At 67.9% G+C, this 21304-nt stretch carries 23 protein-coding genes; 16 read left to right on the top strand and 7 right to left on the bottom strand.

Annotated elements, in window-relative coordinates:
- Window positions 1-87: 87 nt before the first annotated feature.
- A complete protein-coding gene (locus tag ABZV91_RS15755) occupies window positions 88-912 on the bottom strand; it encodes a hypothetical protein (RefSeq protein ID WP_355241377.1) in 825 nt (274 codons plus the stop codon).
- Window positions 909-1745, bottom strand: coding sequence for a sigma factor-like helix-turn-helix DNA-binding protein (locus tag ABZV91_RS15760; RefSeq protein ID WP_355241380.1), 837 nt, complete (start codon window positions 1743-1745; stop codon window positions 909-911). Before ABZV91_RS15760 ends, ABZV91_RS15755 begins: the two co-directional genes overlap by 4 nt.
- Window positions 1746-1920: 175 nt before the next feature.
- Between ABZV91_RS15760 and ABZV91_RS15765 the strand changes: the two genes are divergently transcribed.
- From ABZV91_RS15765 to ABZV91_RS15815, 11 genes are read left to right on the top strand one after another with little or no spacing between them, the layout of a single operon-like run.
- Window positions 1921-2379, top strand: coding sequence for a hypothetical protein (locus tag ABZV91_RS15765; RefSeq protein WP_355241383.1), 459 nt, complete (start codon window positions 1921-1923; stop codon window positions 2377-2379).
- A gap of 2 nt (window positions 2380-2381) precedes the next feature.
- Complete coding sequence (locus tag ABZV91_RS15770; RefSeq protein WP_355241386.1) at window positions 2382-2627, top strand: hypothetical protein; 246 nt, start codon at window positions 2382-2384, stop codon at window positions 2625-2627.
- Window positions 2627-3286, top strand: coding sequence for a DUF2637 domain-containing protein (locus ABZV91_RS15775; protein ID WP_355241389.1), 660 nt, complete (start codon window positions 2627-2629; stop codon window positions 3284-3286). The genes ABZV91_RS15770 and ABZV91_RS15775 overlap by 1 nt, the downstream gene beginning before the upstream one ends.
- Window positions 3286-4581 carry an FtsK/SpoIIIE domain-containing protein gene (locus ABZV91_RS15780; RefSeq protein ID WP_355241392.1) on the top strand — a complete coding sequence of 432 codons (1296 nt, stop codon included), beginning with the start codon at window positions 3286-3288 and terminating at the stop codon, window positions 4579-4581. Before ABZV91_RS15775 ends, ABZV91_RS15780 begins: the two co-directional genes overlap by 1 nt.
- Before the next feature lie 44 nt (window positions 4582-4625).
- Entirely contained in the window at window positions 4626-4817 is a 192-nt protein-coding gene (locus tag ABZV91_RS15785) for a hypothetical protein (protein ID WP_355241395.1), read from the top strand.
- Window positions 4814-5485, top strand: coding sequence for a DNA methylase (locus tag ABZV91_RS15790; protein ID WP_355241398.1), 672 nt, complete (start codon window positions 4814-4816; stop codon window positions 5483-5485). The genes ABZV91_RS15785 and ABZV91_RS15790 overlap by 4 nt, the downstream gene beginning before the upstream one ends.
- A complete protein-coding gene (locus tag ABZV91_RS15795; protein WP_355241401.1) occupies window positions 5482-5637 on the top strand; it encodes a hypothetical protein in 156 nt (51 codons plus the stop codon). The genes ABZV91_RS15790 and ABZV91_RS15795 overlap by 4 nt, the downstream gene beginning before the upstream one ends.
- On the top strand, window positions 5634-6308 hold the full coding sequence (locus ABZV91_RS15800) for a hypothetical protein (protein WP_355241404.1): 675 nt from the start codon (window positions 5634-5636) through the stop codon (window positions 6306-6308). The genes ABZV91_RS15795 and ABZV91_RS15800 overlap by 4 nt, the downstream gene beginning before the upstream one ends.
- Window positions 6308-8011, top strand: coding sequence for a replication initiator (locus tag ABZV91_RS15805; protein ID WP_355241407.1), 1704 nt, complete (start codon window positions 6308-6310; stop codon window positions 8009-8011). The genes ABZV91_RS15800 and ABZV91_RS15805 overlap by 1 nt, the downstream gene beginning before the upstream one ends.
- A gap of 12 nt (window positions 8012-8023) precedes the next feature.
- A complete protein-coding gene (locus ABZV91_RS15810) occupies window positions 8024-8230 on the top strand; it encodes a DNA-binding protein (RefSeq protein WP_355241410.1) in 207 nt (68 codons plus the stop codon).
- Window positions 8230-9426, top strand: a complete 1197-nt coding sequence (locus ABZV91_RS15815) for a site-specific integrase (RefSeq protein ID WP_355241412.1) — start codon at window positions 8230-8232, stop codon at window positions 9424-9426. The genes ABZV91_RS15810 and ABZV91_RS15815 overlap by 1 nt, the downstream gene beginning before the upstream one ends.
- Before the next feature lie 33 nt (window positions 9427-9459).
- Here the strand turns inward: ABZV91_RS15815 and glnA are convergent, their stop codons facing one another.
- Entirely contained in the window at window positions 9460-10896 is a 1437-nt protein-coding gene (glnA, locus tag ABZV91_RS15820; protein WP_355241415.1) for a type I glutamate--ammonia ligase, read from the bottom strand.
- Between the two features lie 475 nt (window positions 10897-11371).
- Here glnA and ABZV91_RS15825 point away from each other — a divergent pair, with 475 nt between their 5' ends.
- Both ABZV91_RS15825 and ABZV91_RS15830 read left to right on the top strand, forming a co-directional pair.
- Window positions 11372-11824 carry an RDD family protein gene (locus ABZV91_RS15825; protein WP_355241418.1) on the top strand — a complete coding sequence of 151 codons (453 nt, stop codon included), beginning with the start codon at window positions 11372-11374 and terminating at the stop codon, window positions 11822-11824.
- Between the two features lie 37 nt (window positions 11825-11861).
- On the top strand, window positions 11862-12230 hold the full coding sequence (locus ABZV91_RS15830) for a YrdB family protein (protein ID WP_355241421.1): 369 nt from the start codon (window positions 11862-11864) through the stop codon (window positions 12228-12230).
- Window positions 12231-12239: 9 nt separating this feature from the next.
- Here the strand turns inward: ABZV91_RS15830 and ABZV91_RS15835 are convergent, their stop codons facing one another.
- Window positions 12240-12977 carry a DUF4191 domain-containing protein gene (locus ABZV91_RS15835; RefSeq protein WP_063036825.1) on the bottom strand — a complete coding sequence of 246 codons (738 nt, stop codon included), beginning with the start codon at window positions 12975-12977 and terminating at the stop codon, window positions 12240-12242.
- Window positions 12978-13101: 124 nt separating this feature from the next.
- Here ABZV91_RS15835 and ABZV91_RS15840 point away from each other — a divergent pair, with 124 nt between their 5' ends.
- A complete protein-coding gene (locus ABZV91_RS15840) occupies window positions 13102-14505 on the top strand; it encodes a M20/M25/M40 family metallo-hydrolase (protein ID WP_355241425.1) in 1404 nt (467 codons plus the stop codon).
- 159 nt (window positions 14506-14664) lie between these two features.
- Window positions 14665-15522: a lysophospholipase gene (locus ABZV91_RS15845; protein ID WP_355241428.1), complete on the top strand. Its 858-nt coding sequence runs from the start codon at window positions 14665-14667 to the stop codon at window positions 15520-15522.
- 151 nt (window positions 15523-15673) lie between these two features.
- Here ABZV91_RS15845 and ABZV91_RS15850 read toward each other — a convergent pair whose 3' ends face one another.
- Window positions 15674-17113, bottom strand: a complete 1440-nt coding sequence (locus ABZV91_RS15850; RefSeq protein WP_355241431.1) for a metallopeptidase — start codon at window positions 17111-17113, stop codon at window positions 15674-15676.
- A gap of 217 nt (window positions 17114-17330) precedes the next feature.
- Between ABZV91_RS15850 and ABZV91_RS15855 the strand changes: the two genes are divergently transcribed.
- Window positions 17331-17786, top strand: coding sequence for a hypothetical protein (locus tag ABZV91_RS15855; RefSeq protein ID WP_355241434.1), 456 nt, complete (start codon window positions 17331-17333; stop codon window positions 17784-17786).
- On the opposite strand, the gene ABZV91_RS15860 is transcribed toward ABZV91_RS15855, so the two are convergent.
- Together ABZV91_RS15860 and ABZV91_RS15865 are read right to left on the bottom strand one after the other, a co-directional pair.
- Entirely contained in the window at window positions 17783-17986 is a 204-nt protein-coding gene (locus ABZV91_RS15860; protein WP_039825274.1) for a cold-shock protein, read from the bottom strand. The genes ABZV91_RS15855 and ABZV91_RS15860 overlap by 4 nt on opposite strands.
- A 250-nt stretch (window positions 17987-18236) precedes the next feature.
- Entirely contained in the window at window positions 18237-21248 is a 3012-nt protein-coding gene (locus ABZV91_RS15865) for a bifunctional [glutamine synthetase] adenylyltransferase/[glutamine synthetase]-adenylyl-L-tyrosine phosphorylase (RefSeq protein WP_355241438.1), read from the bottom strand.
- Between the last annotated feature and the right edge of the window lie 56 nt (window positions 21249-21304).

Genomic DNA, 21304 nt, shown 5'->3' on the forward strand with positions numbered 1-21304 from the left:
CGACTCCAGCCTTGCCCACAACGCATCGGTCACTACCTCGTCACCCACGCTGGGATTGTCAAACACGCTGCGGGGCAGCGCAAGCTGTCACCAAAGCTCATTCTGAACTGATCTTTTAGCGAGGCGAACGACGGCTATGGTCTTGTCGTCGTGGCGCTTCGACCGCGGCAGCTGAACACCGTCGGGATCGCTGTCGGCTTCCCACTGGTGCGTGCGCGCGAGCAACTGCCTCAGGCCGTGATCATCGAGTCCGGCGACTTCTTCCCATGAGATCCGCAGCGGCGTGAGCGGGTCCACGGCCCCGTCTGTCGCGAGTATCGCCCAGTTGACCCGATCCGCTGGATATCGGCGGATGATCGCGTGTTGAGCGGCTGCGGGGTCCGCTTCGGCAATCCAGTAACCGTGGTGCTTGTTTCGGCGCTGACGCTGCTTGAGTTGCAGCGATCGGAGCACAGCGAAGTGGTCCGGGCCGTACCCGTGGCCGGCCTTAAGATTCTCCCGGTAGAACTGGGACTCAGGGAAGTCGAGTGCATCGAGTCGTTCGTCTGAGATGACGTCCTGCGTCCCGCCGTTGCATCCCATGACTACGGACGAATCGCCGAGAACCAATGCCTCGACCTCATCGGCGTCGGTGCGGACGATCGCAACCGTGCTGGATGGTGCCCGCGCTCCGGGGTGGAGACAAAGCCTCTCCGCGGTCGATTCGATGGCAGTCGCAAGAATGTCGGATAGGCCGCTTGAACTGGCCAGATGCCTGCACAGCTCGTCTCCAAGAGAATCGACATACTCATGCGCGGAGGGATAGTCGGGGTCGTGCGACGTTGCGCCATCCAGTACAACTACCGCACGGTCGGTCATGAATAGGCGGTCCTCGGCGGAACCTTCCTGAAGCTGGGCGCTGTGGACGTTCAAGGCTTCTCCATGTACGGGCCGACGATGATCCGGCTATCCGTCACGGCGAAGCTGTCGTCGAACTCGCATTCGATGACGCCGTTTACGAAGGTGGCCTTCGGGTCGAACACCGACTTGACGTTGCGGTCCAGCCAGTGTGCGACGCCGAGCGAACCCACGCTGGTGATGCCCGCGATGTGCACGATGACGCGCCCTCCGTCCTGGCGGCGTGAGAAATACCCGATATCGTTCCGGATAGAGCTGTCGCGTCGATACGGTGAGGAATGCCGTAGTCCGGTTCGCGAATCGGTGATCCACCAACCATCGTCGTCGCGCTCGAAACCGAGTATCGAATCACCCTCCAGGAGACGCCGGGCGACCGGGGCCGACTTCGGCCCGCAGACGATGACGCAGTCACCCTCTGGCAAATCCTCACGGTCAGGATCGATCGTGAATTTCTCAACCGCCAGCACCAACCGGCCAAGCGTGCCTTCAAGCGCGCTCTGAGTCGCCTGGTCGTTGGCATCGATGAATGGCCGTTCGCGGCCGTCCTCAAGCCCGAACCGTCGTGGAATCCCGACCGCAACTGGACCCACGCCGAAGAACGCTCGTTCTTCCCGTGGCGCGGACGACCGAATCTGACTGACTCGGCCTTGCGTGATCCCGAGTAGCTCGGCGATTTCCTTGTAGCTCATCCCTCGTTCGCGGTGGGCTTCCTCGATCGCGACCTTCCGAGCACGGGCTAGCTCATTCGCACGCTGCTGATAGAAGGCCATCAGCTTCGTTACGCGCTGACCACGGCGGATCGGATCGGGATCGTTCCGTGCCTGGTCAAAGTCGTCGGGAGTAGCCACAGGACCAGTGTAGACGGCGACTTTAGGGGGGTATTGCATTCGGTCGCCGGCAGGCGTATCGTCTTCTTTACCCCCCTAAAGTCTCCACAACACCCAACGTTCGGCCCGTCACTTTAGGGGGGTAAAGAAACCTTGGACTTGGGCTGATCATCGTCTGATCAAAGGAGTTTCAGAAATGGCTATGAAGAATCTGTGGTTCACCCCGGCGTTCGCGGAGGCGTTCCCGAAGGGCCTGTTCCTGCTCGGTGATGTCGAGCCTATGACAGAGTTCAACTCCGACCGCAACGCCCCGAAGCGGCAGCGTCTGGACCTGGACGCGGAGGGCAACGGCACCGGTAAGCGGTTGTGGAAGGCCACGGTCACCGACCCGGATGCCCCGAACGCTCGTCAGGCGAGTTTCGATCTGGTGTTCGTCGCCGATGTCATGCCGGTGCCTTCGGCTCCGGAGGTGGCGCCGGGTATGCGGCCGATCGTGTTGGAGGGCTTGCAGGTCAAGCCGAAGATCGCCGGCCAGGGCGAGTTCAAAAGCATCGGCTGGAACATCCGCGCCACCGGTATCGCTGGTGACAACTCCGGTTCCAAGCAGGCCCCGGCCGACGCGAATGCGGCTCGGGCTACCGGTAAGGCGGCGTGATCATGTCGCACTTCAGCACCACTGTTCACGGCGACGGCGCGATCGAGGTCGAGTACTGGCCCGGCAGAACTGTGTCGGGTATCGAGACCTCGCCGGCTGTGAACATCATCTTGGGCTTCGCCAGCGGGTGCCTGCACCTGAGTATCGAGCATGCGCGGTCGCTGTTGGAAGCGCTGCCGGGCGTGCTGGCCGAACACGATGCGGCCGTTACTGCGGGCGAATCCGCTTCAAGCACTGAGGCGGCGTGATGCGGGCGGCGGATCAGTCGGCGGGGATGCGATTTGCGCGCTGGTCCGCCGCACTCATCATCCTGGGCGTGGGGGCGGCAGCGTTCCGGCTGTCGTTCTCCACCCTGGAAGACCTCGCCCGCCTGGCCCGGATGCCCGCCGATGATGCGTGGTTGTTCCCGCTGATCGTGGACGGCACGATCCTGCTGGCCACCTTCGGGCTGTTGGTCTGCGCCCACCACAAATCAGAGCGTCGGTTCTTCCTCGGGGTTTTGGTGGTCGGCTCGCTGGTCTCGGTCGCCGGCAATTCCGTGCACGCGGTCGCGGCCGGTCAGCCACTTCCGGGCTGGGCTGCCGCGTTGGTGGCGGCGGTCGCCCCGATATCGCTGCTGGTCGATACCCACGGCCTCGCTTTGTTGTTCCGTGTGGCTGCCCGTCAGCGCGCCGAAGCCCGCACCGAGCCCGAGCCAACGGCTGAGCCCGAGTCTGCGCCGGCTCCCGTCACGGCCGAACTCGCCCCGGAGCCCGAGCCTGCTCCCGTTCCAACCGTCGTTCCTGCGCCGGCGGCTGATCCTGTCCCGGCGTTGTCCCCGGCACCCGCTGTGCCGTCCAAACCGTCTCGTCCCGCGCGACCGGTCCAAGCCATGCTGCCGATCGCTGTCCCTGTTGGGGGTGCCTGATGATCTCGCCCGATCTGCTCATCTTCGGTGGCTCGGCTGCCGCGACCGCGTTCACCATGTGGCGCTGGCGACGCCTGGACGGGGTGAAACAGCCCGATCCACCCGCGGCGCTGGTTCCGGTGGATCTGGCACCGGCGGTCTCGATCGTCACCGACTCCGCCCAGCTCGCCCTGATGTGGCCCGCGCTCAAGCTCGGGTCGTGGGAGACCGGGTTCCCCAACGTCACCGCCGCGACGCTCACCGAATCCGGGATGCTCGTCGAGGTCCAGATGCTGGGCGGTCAGTCGCTGCGGACCTGGAACGACGAGGCGACCCGGGCCGCGCTCGCCGCCTACTTCGGTGTCCCCGAGGTGCTGGTGTCCTCGCCGAGTCCGGGATTCGTGCACCTGCACCTGCGCACCACCGACACCCTCGCCGACCCCGCCCCGGTCACTGATCTGCTGGCCTACGGCGTGGACCTGGAAGCCGTGCCGGTCGGTGCCACCGAGGACCACGACACCTGGCGGCTGCGCGTCCTCTACGGACACATCCTCCTCGCCGGCGCCACCGGATCGGGCAAAGGCTCGGTGCTGTGGTCACTGATCAACGGCATCGGCCCCGCGGTCAAAGCCGGGTTGGTGGATATCTGGCTGGCTGACCCGAAGGGCGGTGTCGAGTTCGGGCGCGGTGAGGGAAAGCTATTCGTCCGCTTCGCCGTCGACGCGAAATCCATCCTGGCCATGCTCGCCGAAGCTGTCGACGTCATGGATGAACGCTCCGCTCGGATGCGCGCGGCCGGTGTCCGAAAGCTCGTCCCCTCGGCCGATGAGCCGCTGATCCTGATCATCATTGACGAAGCCGCCTCCCTGTCGGCCTATGCGTCCCGGGAGGAACAGAACGAATTCCGGCGGCTGACCGGGCTGCTGCTGTCCAAGGGCCGTGCTGCGGGTGTGTCGGTGGTGGCGGCGTTGCAGGACCCGTCCAAGGAGACGATGCCCAACCGGCAGCTGTTCCCAATCCGCATCGGCCTGCGGCTGGATGAGCCGAGCCAGAACACCATGGTCCACGGCCAAGGCGCCCGCGACCGCGGTGCCCGCTGCGACGAGATCTCCGAGCACACACCCGGTGTCGGCTACGTCGGCGAAGACGGCACCACCGCGTTCGTGCGGGTCCGCGCCTTCTGGGTCTCCGACGACGACATCGACCGCATCGTCGACATCTACTCACCGGCCGCGCCGGATCTGTCTCCGCAGGCCGACTACTCGGGTTTCGACCCCGACGACCTCGGCGACGCGTCGGCCCCGATCGCGGCCTGACCGGTTCATCCAGAGCCATCCCCACCCTGAACGGAGAAATGACCATGGCACGCAACACCATCCCCGCCGACGTGATCGACCTGTCCGCCCGTCGCCGCTGCGCCCTCGAACGCGCCGGACACGACCCGATCACTGTCGCGGTGGGCATGTTCGCCGAAACCGGAGAAATCCCAGGCTGGGACTTCACCACCACCTACCACGACAACGGCGACGACGGTTCGGGGTGGGCAGCATGAACCCCGGACGGCCGCGCTTGTTGGACCTGTACTGCAAGGCCGGTGGCGCATCGAAGGGCTACCACCTCGCCGGCTTCGAAGTCGTCGGTATCGATATCGAGGACCAGCCGAACTACCCGTTCGAATTCCATCGCGCCGACGCCTTGGAATACCTGGCCGTCCACGGGCACGAGTTCGACGCTATCGCTGCTTCTCCGCCGTGCCATGACCATTCGACTCTGTCGTCTCGTTCCAGCGTGCAGGGGACGGGTTGGCTGCTGGGCGCCACCCTGGAAGCGCTCGCGGGCCAACCTGCTCCGTGGGTGGTGGAAAACGTGATGGGTGCCCGGATGCGGGCCGATGTCGTTCTGTGTGGATCCATGTTCGGTCTGCGCACCTACCGGCACCGCAAGTTCGCCATCGATCCCCGTATCCCGTGGCTGCCTCCGGCTCCGTGGCACCCGGTCCACCGGGTCCGCACCAGCACGAAAAAGACCCGCCGAGACTTCGCCGCAGGCATGAACATCTCCATCACCGGCGACGTCTCCGCCTGGACCGGGCCGGCCTGCATGGGCATCGACTGGATGACCGGCAAAGAACTCGCCCAAGCGATCCCGCCGGCCTACACCGAACACCTCGGCCGTCACCTCCTGGACTACCTCACCACTTCGGAAGCGGGTGCGGCATGACCGAGCAGCCCAAACGGGAGCCGAACCGGATCGTCGTCCAGGCAGCCGACCAGGTCCGCCGCAGCAGCAAACGACCCCGCCGGGTCAACAAGAACCTGCACGAACCCTGCCCCGACCAACTCTCACTCTTCGATCCGGAGAACCCGTCATGAGCATCACGACCAGCCTCACCACCGGCAGCACCACCGCCACCGTCACCACCGGCCCCCAGCGTCGGCGTGACCCGTTCGACTTACTTGGCCTGGCGGTCCTGAACACCGCCTGGTACGCCGTAGTCGGTGCTGGGGTCGCGATTCACTGGGCAATCCTGTTCCCACCGATCTCCGTCCCGATCGGCGTGGCGGTCACCGTGGGTGTGCTGGCCGGCTGGCCCTCCGGGATCGCGGTCGGGGTCGCATTCACCGCGCTGATCCTGCTGTGGCGCAAGGCCCGCCCGGACATGTTCGACCGCTGGATCACCGACCGTGCCCGGACCCGGTTCCTGACCTGGTGGCGCTACCGCCGCAACTGGGGCCGGCTGATGAAGGCGTGCCGTCTCACTATGGCCACCGAAACTCGCACCGCTACACCGAAACTGCTTGCGGTCGGCATCGGTCATGGGACTGATCGGGTGCAGCTGCGGATGCTGGAAGGCCAGTCGCCGGCCGACTACGAGATGCGCGCCGAGACCCTCGCCCACGCCTTCAAAGCCGAGCAGTGCCGTGCCAGCATCGTCGGCCCCGCCACCGTCGAGCTGAGGTTCCGCTTCGGTGACGCTCTCGCCGAGACGGTGGTGCTGCCTCGGGTGGATCACTGGACCAAGCAGGAAGGACACCCCGCCTGATGAACACCACGGCCTCGACCGATACCGGGGTCGTCCCGATCCGGCAGACCGCGGCCCAGCGTCGTAGCCTGCCGGACTTCCGGGACGTCGCCCACGAACTGGCCCAGCAGGAACACATCTGCGCCCGCCCGATACCGATGCTGGCCTACAACTCCAAGACCCTCACCGAGGAATACATCGGCGCCCCGTGCAAGTCGACGATCGCCTCGGTCTGCCCGGCGTGTGCGGACAAGGCCCGGTTCCTGCGGATCACCCAGTCCCGCGAAGGCTGGCACATCGACCGGGAGCCCGAGAACGAGAAGACCCCGCCGACCGAGCACCAAACCGCGCTGCTGGCGGCCCGCTCGGATCTGTTCGACACCTTCCAGCAGGCCAAGGCCGAAGGTGACGCGGACATGATGTCCGGTATCCGGGAAGTCGTCGCCGACCTCGACGCGGAGATGAAAGAGTCCGGATTCCGTGGCCGGCTGCCCGCTCTGGACCGGGAACCCAAGCCGCGGCGTGCTCGCTCCACTCGCCGGCGCCAGGACGCGCCGAACCTGCCTCGCCTGAAGGTGGAGAAGACGACGGTCGGCCGGGAGTACACCGGCGGTCACCGACCCTCGATGTTCATCACCCTGACCATGCCGTCCTACGGGGCCATCAACCGCGACGGCGCGATAAACGACAAAGGCGAAGTGGTCGGCGACGGTTCACCCCGCGACCCGGAGTCCTACGACTACGAACGCGCCGCCCGTGACATCGTGCACTTCTCCGCGTTGTTCGACCGCTGGATCCAGAACCTGCGCCGGGCGGTGGGCTGGAACATCCAGTACTTCGCCACCGTCGAACCCCAGAAGCGCGGCGCCCCGCATCTGCACATCCTGATCCGGGGCACCGTGTCCCGCGACATCATCCGGCAAGTGACGGCCGCGACCTACCATCAGGTGTGGTGGCCTCCGCATGACCGGGCCAGCGAGGTCTACCCCGGCGATATCGTCCCGGTCTGGGACCCGACCCGGCTGACTTTCGTCGACCCCGCCACCGGTTCGCCGCTGCTGGCCTTCGACGACGTGCAAGACCTCCTCGACGACGTCGACGACCTCCAGCCGGCGCACGTGGTCCGGTTCGGGGCGCAGATGGACCGCTCCGATATCCGCGGCTACGTCCCCGGCCGCAAAGCCGATCGCGCTGTCGGCTACGTCACGAAGTACCTCACGAAGTCCATCGCTGAAGTGCTGGAGACCGATTCGGACCGCACTCGCCGGCACTACAACCGGTTGCATGCCGAGTTGCAGCACACGCCGTGCTCGAAGCGGTGCCCGGTCTGGCTGCGCTACGGCATCGTCCCCGAAGGCGCCACCGAGAAGACCATCCCGGGCCGCTGCAAAGGCAAGGCACACCGGCGGGACACCCTCGGCCTGCCCGGCCGCCGGGTCCTGGTCTCGCGGCAGTGGTCGAACAAGACCCTGCCCGATCACAAGGCCGACCGTGTCGAGTTCGTCCGGCAACTGCTCGCCTCGGTGGGGATCGTCAAGCCCGACACCTCACACCTCAAGCTCTCGATCGTGCGGCCCGGCGACCGCTCGGCCCCACCCCGCGATCACCTGATCATGGCGTCCATCGCCCAGCGCAAGATCTGGCGCGCCGAGTACACCCGCGCACTGCTCGCGGCCGGTCCGCCAGCACAGCAGCACATTTCGAAAACCCCGCAGGCAGCGTAGAGAGGCGAAGCGATGATCGAAGAGGAAACCTACCTTCGGGCCAAGGACTGCGAGGCGCTGACCGGGATTCCGGCGGCTACCTGGCGGTGGTGGGCGCACGTCGGGCAGGGACCGGCCAGTTTCAAGCTCGGCCCTCGTCGGCGGGTGTGGCGTAAGACCGTGGTCCTGGCCTGGATCGCGGAGCAGGAGAAGCTGACCGGAACCGGTGAGGCCGCCTGATGGCTGTGCGTCGGCATCGCCGGTCGGGGATCGAGCCTCGCTGGTACAAGACGGTCACTGTCACTGCTCCGGACGGCACGACCAAGCGGGAACAGGTTCGATCGGCCAACTACGGCAAGGGTAAGAAGTGGCGTGCTCGCTACGTCGACGACTTCGGCAACGAGCACGCGAAGGGCTTCGACCGGAAGGTAGATGCTCAGAAGTGGCTGGACCAGCAGACATCGGCCTTGGTCCAGGGCACCCATATTGCGCCGCGTGATGCTCAGATGACCGTGCAGGAGTGGTGCGATGTGTGGATTGTCGGCTACGGCGTGAACCGGGATGGAACGGTCCGGCAGGCCAAGGTGCATATCGCGCAGATCGTTTCGGAGTTCGGCAATACGCAACTTTCGGCTGTCCGGCCGTCGTCGGTGAAGGCTTGGGTGGCAAAGCTCAAGAGGGCGGGTCACCAGGCGAGCTACGTCTACGCGCTGCACTCCCGGCTGTCGCAGATCATGAACGATGCGGTCCATGAGGGTGTATTGACGCGGAATCCGTGCTCGCGCAAGACAGCTCCCCCGACCGGGAAGCAGAAGCCCTACGTCGCCACGACGCAGCAGGTCTGGGCGTTGCACGATGCCATGCCGGGACATCTGCGTCCGGCGATTCTGCTGGGACTGTTCGCGGGCCTTCGCGTCGCCGAGGTGTCCGCGCTGCGAGTGGCCGATATCGACTTCACGCGGGGTGTGGTCCACCCGAAACGTCAGTGGCCGGCCGAACCGTTGAAGACCGAGTGCAGCGAGACATCGATCCCGATCCCGCGTGAGCTCACGTTGCTGCTGTCAGCGGCGGTCCAGAAATGGCCGAGCGAGTACATGGTCACCAACGGGGAAGGCAAGCCCGCTCCCCCATGGCAGATCGAACGGCGAATCCGGGAGCTCCGGACCGCGGGCACCGTGCCGGGGTTACCCGAAGCATTCACCTTCCACGATCTGCGGCACTACTTCGCGTCGCTGCTGATCGCGAAGGGCGCCGATATCAAGACGGTGCAGGCCCGGCTGCGTCATGCCAGCGCCAAGACGACCTTGGATACCTATGGGCATCTGTGGCCGGACGCAGACGAGTCCACCCGGACCGCAATCGGTGGAGTGATCGCGGAGTGGGTGGACTCGTCAACAGCTGTTGCGGACGTATTGCGGACGGAAGGCGGTTCGTGAATGTTCCGCTGCAGGTCAGGCCGCTATAGCGGCTTACACGTCGAAGTAGAGCTCGAACTCGTAGGGGTGCGGCCGCAGGTTCACCGGGGCGATCTCCTGGTCACGCTTGATGCTGATCCAGGTCTCGATCAGGTCCTCGGTGAAGACATTGCCCTCGGTGAGGTACTCGTGATCGGCCTCGAGGCGGTCGATGACCGAGGCGAGGCTGGTGGGGGCCTGCGGGATGTTCTTGGCCTCCTCCGGCGGGAGCTCGTAGAGATCCTTGTCGACCGGGGCCAGCGGCTCGATCTTCTTCTTGATGCCGTCCAGGCCGGCCATCAGCATGGCGGCGAAGGCGAGGTACGGGTTACCCGAGGAGTCCGGCGCGCGGAACTCGATGCGCTTGGCCTTCGGGTTGTTGCCGGTGACCGGGATGCGGACCGCGGCGGAGCGGTTGCGCTGCGAGTACACCAGGTTGATCGGGGCTTCGAAGCCCGGGACCAGGCGGTGGTAGGAGTTCACGGTCGGGTTGGTGAACGCCAGCAGCGACGGCGCGTGGTGCAGGATGCCGCCGATGTAGTGGCGGGCCAGGTCGGACAGGCCGCCGTAGCCGGCCTCGTCGTGGAACAGCGGCTTGCCGTCCTTCCACAGCGACTGGTGGGCGTGCATGCCCGAGCCGTTGTCGCCGAAGAGCGGCTTCGGCATGAAGGTGACGGTCTTGCCCTCGGCCCAGGCGGTGTTCTTGACGATGTACTTGAACAGCTGCAGATCGTCGGCCGCGCCCAGCAGGGTGTTGAACTTGTAGTTGATCTCGGCCTGGCCGGCGGTGCCGACCTCGTGGTGGCCGCGCTCCAGCTCGAAACCGGCGTTCTGCAGGTTGGTGGAGATCTTGTCGCGCAGGTCGACGTAGTGGTCGTAGGGGGCGACCGGGAAGTACCCGCCCTTGTTACGGACCTTGTAGCCGCGGTTGGGGCTGCCGTCGGGGTTGGTGGCCGCGCCGGTGTTCCAGGAGCCGGAGATGGACTCGACCTGGTAGAAGGCGCCGTTCATCTGCGAGTCGTAGCGCACCGAGTCGAAGATGTAGAACTCGGCCTCGGCGCCGAAGTACGCGGTATCGGCGATACCGGTCGAGCGCAGGTACTCCTCCGCCTTGCGGGCGATATTGCGCGGGTCGCGCGAGTATGCCTCACGGGTGAAGGGGTCGTGCACGAAGAAGTTCATATTGAGCGTCTTCGCCGACCGGAACGGGTCGAGCTGCGCGGTGCTGTAGTCGGGCAGCAGCAGCATGTCGGACTCGTCGATGGACTGGAAACCGCGTACCGAAGAACCGTCGAAGGCGAGGCCTTCCTCGGCGAGGTCGGCGGTGAAGGCCTTCGCCGGGATGGAGAAGTGCTGCTGCACACCGGGCAGATCGCTGAAACGGATGTCGACATATTCGACCTCCGAGTCCGCGATGTACTTGATGACCTCGTCGGCCGTGCTGAACGTCACGTGGTTCTCCTTACGGATAGATTCCCAGCCAGTATCGAGTGCGGGGCGTCGCGACCCGACGCTATGGACAGGGTGTTTCCCGCCAGTCAAGAGTGTGTTTCGCCAGTGTTACACGTCGGGTCGACAGCGTGTCCTCGGCCACGCCACGAACTGCGGGTTCGGTCCTCGGTCCTCGGCCCGGCCCGGTCCGGAACTGCCCTTTGTGCCCGGAATCCAGCGGTGACCTCGCGTAACGGAGGCCGCCCGTCACCCGGACACCGCACCATTGCCGAAGGTGCGGTCGAGGCGAAAGCCTATCCACAATCCGCGCCCGGCGAGTGGATGCACAGATATACGAACAGCGCACGACCGACGTGAACGCGGAAGTGCTCGCGAGCACACGGCCGGAGGCGCAGGTCGAGGTGCGCGGGGAGCGCAGGCCGGACGTATGGAGCGAGGCCGGAGCGTACGCGGAGGTACGCCTATTCTGGGGTGCATGGCACGTATCACCGGTTCCTGGCTCTCCGGACCTCCCGTCGCCCCCGGTACCGGCGGCGACGACTACGCCGGGTCCGGCCTGGGTCTGCCCCGGGAGGGCGCCGGGTCACTGCCTGGGATGTTCCGCCGCGTGGTCGCGATGCTGGTGGACTGGCTCATCGCGGTCGGTATCTCGGCGCTGATCGCGCAGGGTATACCGGCCGCGTCGGTGAACCTGGGACTCTGGTTCGTGATCGGGGTGGCGGCGGTGACGCTGTTCGGGTTCACCCCCGGGCAGTATTTCCTGCGGATCCGGGTGGCCCGGGTCGATGCCGACGCGCCGGTGGGGTTCCTGCGGGCGCTCGGCCGCCAGGTGCTGCTGGTATTCGTGATCCCCGCGCTGTTCACCGACGCGGACGGCCGCGGGATGCACGATCGCGCGACCGGCACCGCGGTGGTGCGCTCTCGCTGACCACCTCCCACGGGTGGCGGCCGGTTACGCTCGCGCGGTGTCACTGAATCCGGTACTGCTCGGCCTTCGTTTCCTGCTCGAACTCACCGCCCTGGCTTCGGCCGGGGTGCTCGGCTGGCGGCTGACGGACGGGCCGGGACGGTGGCTGCTGGTGGTGCTGCTCCCCGTGATCGCGGCGACGGCCTGGGGCGTTTTCGCGGTACCGGGAGATCCGAGCCGCTCCGGAGAGGCTCCGGTCGCGGTACCCGGCGCGATACGACTGCTGGTCGAATTCACCGTGCTGTTCGGCGGCGCGGCCGCGCTGTGGCTCGCCGGGCTACCGCGGCTCGCCCTGGTGTCCGGCGCGATCCTGCTCGCCTACCACGTGCTCGCCTATGACCGGGTGCTGTGGCTGTTGCGGCGTTGAGCCACCGGGTCAGCGGCGGCGGATGGTGCGCTGCATACCCCGCATCTTGGCATTGGTCGGCATCGGACCCTTGGGCATGGCCGGACCGCCGCTGCGCGAACTGAGCGCGCTGAGCCTGCCCTCGATCTGATCCATGCGCTTGGTGTCGATATTGCGCGGGAGTTTGGTGAGGTAACGCTGGAGTTCCTTCAGCGGGACCTGGCCCTCCTCGTTGCCGACCACCACGTCGTAGATCGGGGTGTCGCCGATGAGCCGGGCCGTGCGCTTCTTCTCCTGGGCCAGCAGCGAACGCAGCCGTTGCGGCGAGCCCTCCGCCACGAAGATCACCCCGGGTAGGCCGATCACCCGGTGCACGGCGTCGAGCTGGGTGGTCGCGGCGATACCGTTGCTGACCCGCCATTTGCCCTGCAGGTTGTCCAGCACCCACGCGGCGGCACCGGCCTGACCCTCGGCTTTCCCGTAGACGGATTTCTGCACGCGACGGCCGAAGATGATGAAGGCGAACAGCAGGCCGAGCAGCAAACCCAGCGGCAGCAGGAACCACTGCGCGCCGAAGAGGAAGCCGATCCCGAACAGCACGAGCGCGGTGACCACCACCGCGCCGATCATCAGCGGCAGCAGCAGCTTGTCCTCTTTGCGCTGCATCTGGAACGCCTGCCAGATCTGCTGACGACGTTCCTTCGACTGTGCTTTGCGCGCGGCTTTCGCCGCGGCCTTCGCCTCTTTGTCGGGCTTGCCTGCTGCCATGGCTCCCAGAATAATGCCCGGCCCGCACCGCTCGGGCCACGGGACGTACTCCGCCGGTCTCCGAGCGCTGCCGTCCCGCCGGACAGTCCGTGCCGGGGGTTGCGCGGGCGAGGAGAATGCAGTGATGTCCACCCACCTCGAGGCCGATCCGGCGACCAGCGCACCGGTCGACAACGCGACGGCGGAGCGGCTGGCCGCGGCGTTGCGGTGCGCGACGGTGTCCCGGGAGGAGCCCGAACCGGGCCGCGACGGCTCCGGCGCGGCGGCCGACGCCGAGTTCGAGCGGCTCGGCGCGCACCTCGAGCGGTCGTTCCCGCGGGTGCACGCCGAACTGGAGCTCGAACGCTTCGGCCACAGCCGGCTCTACACCTGGCGGGGCGTGGACCCCACGCGAACAGCCGCGATCCTGCTCGCGCACCAGGACGTGGTGCCCGCGGACGATCCGGCCCGGTGGACCCATCCACCGTTCGCGGGCGTGGTGGACGCGGAGTTCATCTGGGGTCGCGGCGCCATCGATGACAAGAGCCGGGTGCTGGCCGTCTTGGAGGCCGTCGAATCCGCTCTCACCGACGGCGTGCGGCCCCGCCACACCGTTCACCTGGCGTTCGGCCACGACGAAGAGGTGTTCGGCGACCGCGGCGCGGTCCGGATGGCCGCGCGGCTGCGGGAGCAAGGGGTCCACGCCGACCTGCTGCTGGACGAGGGCGGGGTGATCACCGAGGGGATCGTGGACGAGGTGACCGTCCCGGTGGCCACCATCATGCTCGGTGAGAAGGGGTATGCCACGGTCCGGTTGTCGGTGTCGGAGAAGGGCGGGCACTCGTCCATGCCGGGGCGACGGACCGCGGTCGGCCGGCTGGCTCGTGCCGTGAGCCGGATCCAGGACGACCCGATGCCGCTACGGGTCACACCCGTGGTCACCGATATGCTCACTCGCCTGCGCCCGCACCTGCCCGCGACCAAACGCCGGTTGCTCGGATTCGCGGGGCTGGCGGCGCCGGTGATCGGCCGGATCATGGCCGCGACACCGCAGACCGAGGCGCTGGTGCGGACCACCACGGCACCCACGGTGATCCGCGGCGGGGTGAAGGCGAATGTCCTGCCGCAGCAGGCCGAGGCGCTGATCAACTTCCGGATCCTGCCGGGCGATACGGTCGAATCGGTGCTCTCGCACTGCCGCCGGGCCGTTCGTGACGCACAGGTCCGGATCGAACTGGTGGGCATGACTTCGGAACCCACCCCGGCGACCGGTCCGGGGCCGCGGTTCGACCTCATCGCACGCCTCACCACGGAGGTGGTGCCCGGCGCCGCGGTGACGACCGGTCTCGTTCCCGGCGCCACCGACTCGCGCCACTACGACGATCTGGCCGCCACCCGCTGCAATTTCGCCCCGATCCGGCTCACAGCCGCGGATCTGGAACGGATACACGGAAACGACGAGCGGCTGTCGCGGGTGAACTACGCTCGCCTCATCGACTTCAACCGGCGCCTGCTCACCGCACTCGCCGAGCCGGAACGGGCCGGCTGAAGCGATACCTCCGCAGCGGGACCGTGCGGACCGGCCGGGCAGGAACTCCGACGCGGCGAAACCTCCGCCGACCGCGGGCGCATCTGCTTCGAAGGGTTTCCGAAGAGGTGGTGTGCCTGCCCGCCGCGGACCACGTGTACAGCTTCGAGGGAGGATCCGGTGAGCAGCGACCAGGACATACGAGTGGAGCGCGGGGAGTTCGAGCATGCCGGACACCGGCTGAGCCGGCGTTCCTGGGTGCCCGCGACGGCGCGCGGGGTCATCGTCCTCGTACACGGAGTGGCCGAGCACTCGGGTCGCTACGAGTACGTCGCGCGGACCCTGGCGGCCGCCGGTTTCGCGGTGTACGCGTTCGACCATGTGGGGCACGGGGAATCCGCCGACGCGGGCACGCGCGCCAATATCGGCTCCATCGACAATGCCGCCGACAATGTGGCGGCCCTGCTCGCCGCGGCGCGCACGGAACATCCCGGCGCGCCGGCGTTCGTGGTCGGCCATTCCATGGGCGCCCTGATCACCCTCTACCTGGCGACCAGGGCGCCGCTGGACGTGGCCGGAGTGGTGGTGTCGGCGCCGCCGCTGATCATAGACGCCGGAAATCCGGCGCAGCGGCTCCTCGCCCCGGTGCTCACCCGGCTGGCCCCGAACCTGGGTGTGCTGAAACTCGACTCGTCGCAGATCAGCCGGGACCCGGCGGTCGTCGCGGCCTACGACAACGACGCGCTGGTGTTCCGCGGAAAGCTGCCCGCCCGCACGGCGACGGAGATCCTCACGGCGGCCGGCGCCGTGCTCGGCCGCTTGCCGGAGTTACGGGTCCCGACGCTTGCGCTGCACGGAACCCGCGACGCCATCGCCGCACCGGCGAGTACCGACCGGATCGAACAGCGCGCGGGCACCACCGATCTCACCGTCCGCCGCTACGACGGGCTCTACCACGAGATCTTCAACGAACCCGAACGCGATCAGGTACTCGCCGATGTGGTGACGTGGCTGGAGGCGCGGGTCACCGGCGAGTAGCGCCGGCGGCGAAGCGGAACCGGGCGGCGCGAGTCCTCGGGGGCGCCGCCGCCGAATCGGTCGGCGGTCCCGGGCGGAGCCGTTCGGTGGCGGCCCGGATCCGCTCCGAGCCCGGCCGAACCGCACCCGCGTGCGGGCGCCGGCGCGCGCTCTACTCGTACTCCGCGAGGCAGGCGCTTTCGCCCTCGAGCACGCCCAGCCGGAACGCGTCCAGCCGCAGATAGCCCTCGCCGACCACGTCGCCGTTGACGTCACTGGCCGCCAGTCCGTCGGCGAGCAGGCCCGACACTGCCTCGTCCAAGTCCCCGGCGGACAGGCGCGGATTACTGTTCGCCCTGCTCAGCGCGGTGGTCACCACACCCGACAGGCAGGCGGTGCGCAATCCCGCCGTCTCGGCGCCGACCAGGCCGAGCTGTCGGTCGTTCTGGTAGGCGAGGGTGTAGCGGGAGACGAACACCACGAAGGCGTTGTAGTCGCCGGCGACGATGGCCGACAGCGGTTCGTCCTCACCGCCCGTCCCACCCGCCCGCTCTGCCAGCGCGTCGACATCCGTGCCGATCACATCGGTGACCGGGCAGTAGGCGACGGGCGCGGTGGGGGTCGCCTCGGAGCAACGGGCCGGCACGCCGTCGTAGTCGTATTCGGGCGCACCGGTGACCGGCAGGATATCGGCGAGCGCGCCGGCCATGTCCGCGAGCGAATCCTCGGTCACCTCCAGCTGCAGGTACTCCTCACCGGGTTCCTCGAAGGTCACCGGGAGACCGGCCCGGCGGGCCTCGATCTCCTGTTCGTCGATCTGCGCACACGCCCGGGCGCCGTTCGTGTAACCCATCTGCACGGCCGTGACGCGTTCGAAGGCGCTGCCGTGCACATTGTCCGGGTCGTCGGGGTCACGGTCACGGACCGCGACGGTGGCGCCCAGGACGCCGTTGAGCCCCTCGGTGGTGTTGAGCGTGAAATGCCGGGAATCGCCCTCGGCCACATGCCGCAGGAACACACCGGCCAGGCAGTCGGCCTGCTGTTCGGTGACCAGCCCCGGGGAGTCCTCGGTCGCGATCCCGGCGGGTATCTGCAGGGCGTGCCCGTATTCGTGGGCGAGCACCATCACCACCGCCATGTCGCCGAACTGCTCGACCAGCTCCGGCAGCAGTACTCCGCGGTCCCAGCCGATGGTGTCGTCGGTTCCGCAGTAGGCGGCGTTCACGAGTTCGTGGGTGCTGATCGTGCAGAACTCGACCGAATCGCGTTCGCGGGCATCGGCGTCCCAGGAGATGAGTCGCGAGACCGGCCGGAACTCGCCCGGGAAGGTCGCCGCATAGTTCTCCGTCCAGAACTCCTCGATATCGGCGACCGCGTTGAGCGCGAGCCGGTCCATCTCACCGCCGTCACCGTTCGCGGCCTGCCGGTCGGTGTCGGGTACTCCGTCCCGGGACCCGCTGGGCCCGGTGCTGGTCGTGGCTCCCGTGATCTGCCACGGGTTCTCGGCATCCCGCTGTGTCGAATTGGCCGGCGAGCACGCCGACAGCGCCGATACCGTCAGAGCCACCGCTGCTGCCGTGACGCCCCACCGTGACCACCGTGTTCTGATCATTTCCGCCTCCCCGTTCCCGACCGGGCCCGCGGGCCCGGCGCCGCGCGCCCGCGATACCACCGCGACCGCGCCGAGGAATATCGAAACACAAGGGGGGCAACGACGTACAGAGCCGACGTGCGGACGGCTCGTCCACTCTGCGGCACGGCGGTCGGCGGGACGGCCGTCAGCCCCCGGCCGGTCCTACACTGAACTCCACATTCTCTGAGGAGGTCCGGTGTACATCGAGGAATTCCGCTCCCCCGGCCCGCTGACCGCCGCGGCCGCCGAGGAACTGGCCGGTTCCCTCCCCGGCTGTACATCGCGGATCACCGTCGCCGCCAACGACCGCGCGGTGAATCTACCGGTGCTGCCCTGGTGCTGGCCGGAACTCGGCATCGTGCGAGGCACCCCGGTGACGGTCACCGCGGCAGACGGCTACCGGCCGGCCGATCTGGAGGACCGGCGCGCGCTGGAGGATCTGGTCACCCGATTCCGGACACTGACGTCCCCGGCAGCCATCCTAGGCGTACCCCCGCATTCGCTCCGGATGCGCGCGTCACCCGGCCGTCCGGCCACCCACGACACCACCACATCCGATCGCGCGTGGGCTCGGCGGCCGCGGGCCGGTACCGTGCCCGGAAAAGCAAGAAACCCGCGCCGTGGCGCGGGTTCCATGTTGGTCGGCTCCTAGATAGCGCGGACGCTCTGAGCCTGCGGGCCCTTCTGACCCTGCTCGATCTCGAACTCGACACGCTGTCCCTCGTCAAGGGACTTGAAGCCGGAGCCGGAAATCGCGGAGTAGTGGACGAAAACATCCGGGCCGCCACCGTCTTGCGCGATGAACCCGAAGCCCTTTTCGCCGTTGAACCACTTCACACTGCCTTGCGACATACTGTTATTTTACTTCCTGTTGCGAGCCGAGCGATCACTTCAACAACTCGTACTCGCCACCAAGCATGCCACAGAACGGCCACCGCTGCCCGCATGGTGAGGTGGTGCACACTCGGCCGGTGGTCCGAAGACGGCCGGTTCTCCGGGGGCAGCCGGGCTCCGAACGACAACTGGTGGCCATCCGGGGCAGCCCGAGGCCCGGTCACGGATTCGGTTCCTCGAATGCGGGCACGGCCGCGCGGCAGGTACGTCAGACGCCGAAGACCCGTTCCACCACCGCTCTGGCCCGGCGGGTGACGCGCAGGTAGTGGTCGAGGAACTCGCCGCCGTCGTCGGTGGGCCAGCCCGCCACCCGGGCCACTGCCGACAGCGCGGTGCCCGGACCGGGCAGCTGGTCGGACGGTTTACCGCGTACCAGGACCAGCGCATTGCGGGCCGCGGTGGCGGTGAGCCAGGACTGGCGTAGCAGGTCGGTATCCCTCGGGCTCAGCAGCTCCGCCTGTTCGATCACATCGAGCGATTCCAGCGTCGACGTGTTGTGCAGTGCCGGGATCTCGTGTGCGTGCCGCAATTGCAGCAGCTGCACAGTCCATTCGATATCGGCGAGACCGCCGCGACCCAACTTGGTGTGGGTGGCCGGGTCGGCACCGCGGGGCAGCCGTTCGGAATCGACCCGGGCCTTGATGCGGCGGATCTCGCGGACCGCCTCGGCGGAGACACCGCCGGCCGGATAGCGCACCCCGTCGATCGTGTGCAGGAATCGCAGGCCCAGGTCTCCGTCACCGGCCACTTGATGGGCGCGTAACAGCGCCTGCACCTCCCACGGCTGCGCCCACTGGCGGTAGTACGAGTCGTAGGCGGCCAGGGTGCGTACGAGCGTGCCGCTGCGGCCCTCCGGCCGCAGGCCCGCGTCGACCTGCAGCGGCGGGTCGGTACTGGGGGCGCCGAGCAGTTTCTGCACCTGCTCGGCGATGCCGTTGGCCCATTTCACGGCGACGTGCTCGTCCTCGCCGGGCCGCGGATCGCAGACGAACAGCACATCGGCATCGGAGCCGTAGCCGAGTTCCCGGCCGCCGAGCCGGCCCATGCCGATCACCGCGAAATCGGCGGGCGCGGGCGCGCCGCGTTCGGCGACGCTGGCCCGGATCACCGCCCGCAACGACGCCTCGAGCACTGCCACCCACACCGCGGACAGGGCGGCACAGACCTGCGGCACGTCCAGCAGACCCAGCAGATCCGCCGAGGCCACCCGAGCGAGTTCGTGCCGGCGCAGGGAACGGGCGGTGGCCACGGCCCGTTTGGGGTCGGTGTAGCGGTCGGCGGCGGTGAGGATGCCGCCCGCCACCTCGACCGGCTGGGTGCGCAGCAGCAGCGGTCCGTGCGGGCCGTCGGCGTACATACGGATGGTTTCGGGGGCGTTGATCAGCAGATCCGGCAGATACGCCGAGGAGCCCAGCACCATCATCAGCCGCTGCCCGACCGCACCCTCGTCGCGCAGCACCCGCAGATACCAGTCCTGGTCCACCAGTCCTTCCGACACCCGCCGGTAGGCGAGCAGCCCGGCGTCGGGGTCGGGAGTCTCGCCGAGCCACTCCAGCAGGGTCGGCAGCAGCACTGCCTGGATCCGGCCCTTACGGGAGACACCGCTGGTCAACGCGCGCAGATGGCTGAGCGCGTGCTCGGGCGCGGCGTATCCGAGGGCGGCGAGTTGCCGGACGGCGGCGTCGGGGCTCAGGCGCAGCGCGTCGGAGTCCAGGCGGGCCACCGACTCCAGCAGCGGCCGGTAGAAGAGTTTGGTGTGCAGCCGGCGGATCCGGCCGGTCTGCCGGCGCAGCTCGGCCTGCAACACTCCCGCGGCATCGCGTCTACCGTCCGGGCGGATATGCGCGGCGCGGGCCAGCCAGCGCATCCCTTCCTCGTCGTCGGCGGCGGGCAGCGTATGGGTGCGTTTGAGCCGCTGCAACTGCAACCGGTGTTCGAGCAGGCGCAGGAATTCGTAGGACGCGGTGAGGTTGGCGGCGTCCTCGCGGCCCACGTATCCGCGCGCGGCGAGTGCCGCGAGAGCCTCCACGGTGCCCTGGACATGCAGTTTCGGATCCACCCGGCCGTGCACGAGTTGCAGCAGCTGCACCGCGAACTCCACATCGCGCAGGCTGCCGCTACCGAGTTTGAGCTCCCGTTCGCGCAGGTCGGCGGGCACCAGATTCTCCACCCGGCGGCGCATCGCCTGCACATCCGGCACGAAATCCGGTCGTTCGGAGGCCGTCCACACCAATGCGTCGGTGGCCGAACGATACTGTTCGCCGAGGTCCAGATCGCCGGTCATCGGCCGGGCCTTGAGCAGCGCCTGGAACTCCCAGGTCCGCGCCCAGCGCTGGTAGTAGGCCAGATGGGACTCCAGCGTGCGCACCAGCGCGCCGGCCTTCCCCTCGGGCCGCAGCGCGGCGTCGACCTCGAAGAAGGCCGAGGAGCCCACGGTCATCAGTTCGGCGGCCAGCCGGGTGGCGACGGCGTCGGCGGGTTCGGCGACGAAGACGATATCGACATCGCTGACGTAGTTGAGTTCGCACGCCCCGCTCTTGCCCATGGCGATCACGGCCAGCCGCACCGGGCACGGTTCGTCACGGCATACCCGGGCCACCGCCACCGCCAGCGCGGCGGTGAGCGCGGCATCGGCAAGTGCGGTGAGCTGGCGACCCACCGACTCGTACGGGACCACCGGCTCGTCCTCGACAGTGGCGGCCAGATCGACGGCGGCCAGCAGCATGAGTTGATCGCGGTACCGTTTGCGCAGTGCCGCGACCACTTCCGGCCCGGCTTCGGTGGCCCGGTACAGCATCGGCGCGGCATTGGGCCCGGACTCCGGTTCGCCGCCGACGACCGCGAGCAGATCGGCGATCAGCTCGTCGCGGTCGGGCAGTTCCTCCCGGCGCAGCAGCACCCAGGCCCACGGGTCGGCCACCAGATGATCACCGAGCGCTGTCGAGGAACCCAGCAGCGCGAACAGCCGGCCACGCAGCATCGTTTCGGCCCGGATCGCCGAATCCAGTTCGGCCCAGTCGTTCCCGAGCGCCTCGGCCAATCTGATCAGCGTGTTGAGCGCGAGATCGGCGTCCGGCGCCCGCGACAGCGACCACAGCACCGGAATGCTCTCGATATTGTCCCAGCCGAGCGATTTCAGCGAATCGGCGGCCGACGGTTCGAGCAATCCCAGACGGCCGACGCCGGGGACGGCGGACCGGGCGGACGGTGGGCGGACCATGAGCTCAAGGTACCGACTTCCGGGGTCGAGATGTGCCGGACCCCTCGGTCGGGTGC

Origin of the sequence: Nocardia sp. NPDC004568, assembly GCF_040609955.1 — a bacterium.
Taxonomy (GTDB): Bacteria; Actinomycetota; Actinomycetes; order Mycobacteriales; family Mycobacteriaceae; genus Nocardia.